We start from the raw sequence: 2622 nt of genomic DNA, 5'->3' as shown, positions 1-2622 counted from the left end.
TCCGTTTCATAATAGAGTTGAAGATTATTCTCTAACCATTCTCGGTGCTCCTTCATCTCTTCTAAGTTCCCTTCATACGACTTTAAGGTACTTGAAGCCCCATTTAATTCCCAAAGTTCCATAGCTTCTTCCTCATACTGGGACCGAATGAATAAATCATCGTGGTTGCCTTTAATCGCAATTGCTCCATCGTGCTCCACGAGTTCGATGACCTTTGCTACCACATCTCTTGAATGCGGTCCCCGGTCTATATAATCTCCTAGTAAAATCAATTGGTCTTCTTTTGGATTATAAGATGCTTCTTTTAAAACATCTTCAAATTTTTCAATATCTCCATGTATATCTGAAACTACAAGATAACGCATTCGTAATTCCTCCTTATCAACTTGCAGTTAATTTCCCCTTTGGTAATCTATTTCTTTTTTGTTCGTATGTAAAACCTATTTGAATGAAACAAGTGTATTTATGATACTCACACTTGATAGCTATATTAAAATTTTTCTTTTATTTTTCGCAATAAAAGGAATATAGAAGTATCGAGATTACTGCAAGAACTTTCAAATGCACAATCTAAGCTAATTTATGTTCCTTATGTTACTATGTTTGAGGTCAAAACTTTGAACCAGGATTGGAGCATCCATAATGGTACAAATCGCAAAACGAGGATATACCTTTTTTATAAGTTTATATGTCCTCATGCATTTTATCGTTTCTTTCACAGGCGGAGAAGTGCTTTCAACTGCTCTTTCCTTACTCGGTCTTGCCGCCTTTTTAATTGGATATTTCTTTTTGCCTATAAAACAGGCTGCGATTTCGCTTTTACTTCTCGTCATCGCTCTGATTGTTCACCTTTCCGCAGGTACTTCCCTCATAGCAGGGACCGTATCTGGGTTTACTGTAATGAGTGGACTGATCGCGCTCTTACTCATCGTTCCTACGATAAGCTGGGTGTTAGAAGAAAAGCCATACATTGAATCTGTCATCAACTTCGCGCAAAACCTGCTCAATACGAGCCGCAAGTTTTACTTTGGAATGATGGTGATTACGCAAATTATTTCGTATTTCCTATTATTCGGCTCTATCCCTATGGTCTATGGAATGATTAACGACTTTTTAAGCGATCAAAAAGGAGAAGCCTGGGAGAATTATAAAGGGACAGCCTTACTCCGTGCGTTCTCCTTAACGACGATGTGGGTCGTCAGCATACCAAGTTTTATTTTCGCTGTTCATGCGCTTGATGCATCATTAGGTTTATCGATCTTACAAGGCTTTTTCATCTCCTTCTCCGGTATCTTATTATCCGTTCTTTTCTCGCATTATCAAGAACGGAACTACGGGGTGGATCTTACGGCAGGCATTCAAGAGCAGCTTGCTAAGATTGCTGAGGAAAAGAAACAGGATACAAGAGGAAATCGCGATGCGCTCGAATTCGGCATTCTATTTCTCACGTTATTCGGTTCCATCTTTCTTCTTAACGCGCTTTGGGACGTGCAGCTATTGCTTATTATCCCCATCGTTATCGTAGCGTGGGTGATCCTTTACTTTATCGTTCGAAGAAGAAGCAGCGCGATTCCAGAGAATGGAAAAATCTATTTAGAAAAAAGCATTCCAAACAAAGCCCAGCAGTTCTCGATTCTATTGGCAGCCGGTTTCTTAATCAATGCCGTAAACCTGTCGGGCTATGGCGAGTATATTATTGACGGTCTCTTTTATGTGACAGACGCCGTTCCGTTCTTAAACTTCTTATGGGTCCTTCCGTTCGTAGTCATCATTTTAGGATTTATCGGCCTTGGTCCATTGACGGTCATCGTACTCGTCTCAGGAATTTTACAAGGTGTGGAACTGCCATATCCACCAGAGATCGTCGTTCTTGGAATCACATCAGGGAGCGTGATTTCGATCATGTTGTCTCCGCTGATTTTACCGTCGATTATTCTAAGTTCTGTGAACCGACTCAGCATCATTAAAAACGGACTGCTATTTAACTATAAATACGCGATTGCGTTTTATGTCATGGTGCAGATTTATCTTCAGTTGTTTGTGGTTTTCTTCTTATAAATTGTTCTTCTCTAAAAGGTGGACCTGTTATAGGTTCACCTTTTTTATGATCATATAAAGAGACTTGATTGATAACAAAGGGTTGTTTGGCGATTTCTGTAATGTTTTGATTGATTCCTTAAGAAATGTGGTGGAAAAAAGTATTTATATCCTTGATTCATTTTGTTTTTTGGTTGATATATTGCACGAAATCAGTTTGATGTTGAGATGCTATTGTGAAATTAAATGCTCCCTCTAACAAAAATCGACTAAAGACGATGCTTCTATCCCAAAAATCTATCTTTCTATTGTAACCAATGAAAGATAATGGTATTATACTATTCAGTAAATAGTATGACATAATTAAAAATTATAGATCAATAGTGTGTTACATTAATTTAATAGAACACATGATCACAGGGACAATTAGAGGTAAATAACGTCCCTATACTTAACCATGTCGTTTCACACAGCCGCTTTTATTACTTAAAGACAAGGAGATGGATAGTGAGTAAAAAAGAAACGGTCTATGTCGTGTCGGATTCCGTCGGGGAAACAGCCGAATTAATGGTAAAGGCTGTGGCA

The 2622-nt window shown here is 38.4% G+C and carries 2 protein-coding genes; one reads left to right on the top strand and one right to left on the bottom strand.

The annotated features are described in order from the left end of the window. Positions 1-365 (bottom strand): metallophosphoesterase (locus LD39_RS18215; protein WP_035551268.1); only part of this gene is annotated, 365 nt, incomplete at its 3' end. 277 nt (positions 366-642) lie between these two features. On the opposite strand from LD39_RS18215, the gene LD39_RS18210 reads away from it, so the two are divergent. Then, positions 643-2058: a hypothetical protein gene (locus LD39_RS18210; RefSeq protein ID WP_035551264.1), complete on the top strand. Its 1416-nt coding sequence runs from the start codon at positions 643-645 to the stop codon at positions 2056-2058. Positions 2059-2622: the final 564 nt, after the last annotated feature.

This window comes from Halobacillus sp. BBL2006, from assembly GCF_000786645.1.
In the GTDB taxonomy this organism is placed as follows: Bacteria; Bacillota; Bacilli; order Bacillales; family Halobacillaceae; genus Halobacillus.
The sequence above is the reverse complement of the archived record's forward strand: the minus strand, read 5'-3'. Positions and strand labels throughout refer to the sequence as shown.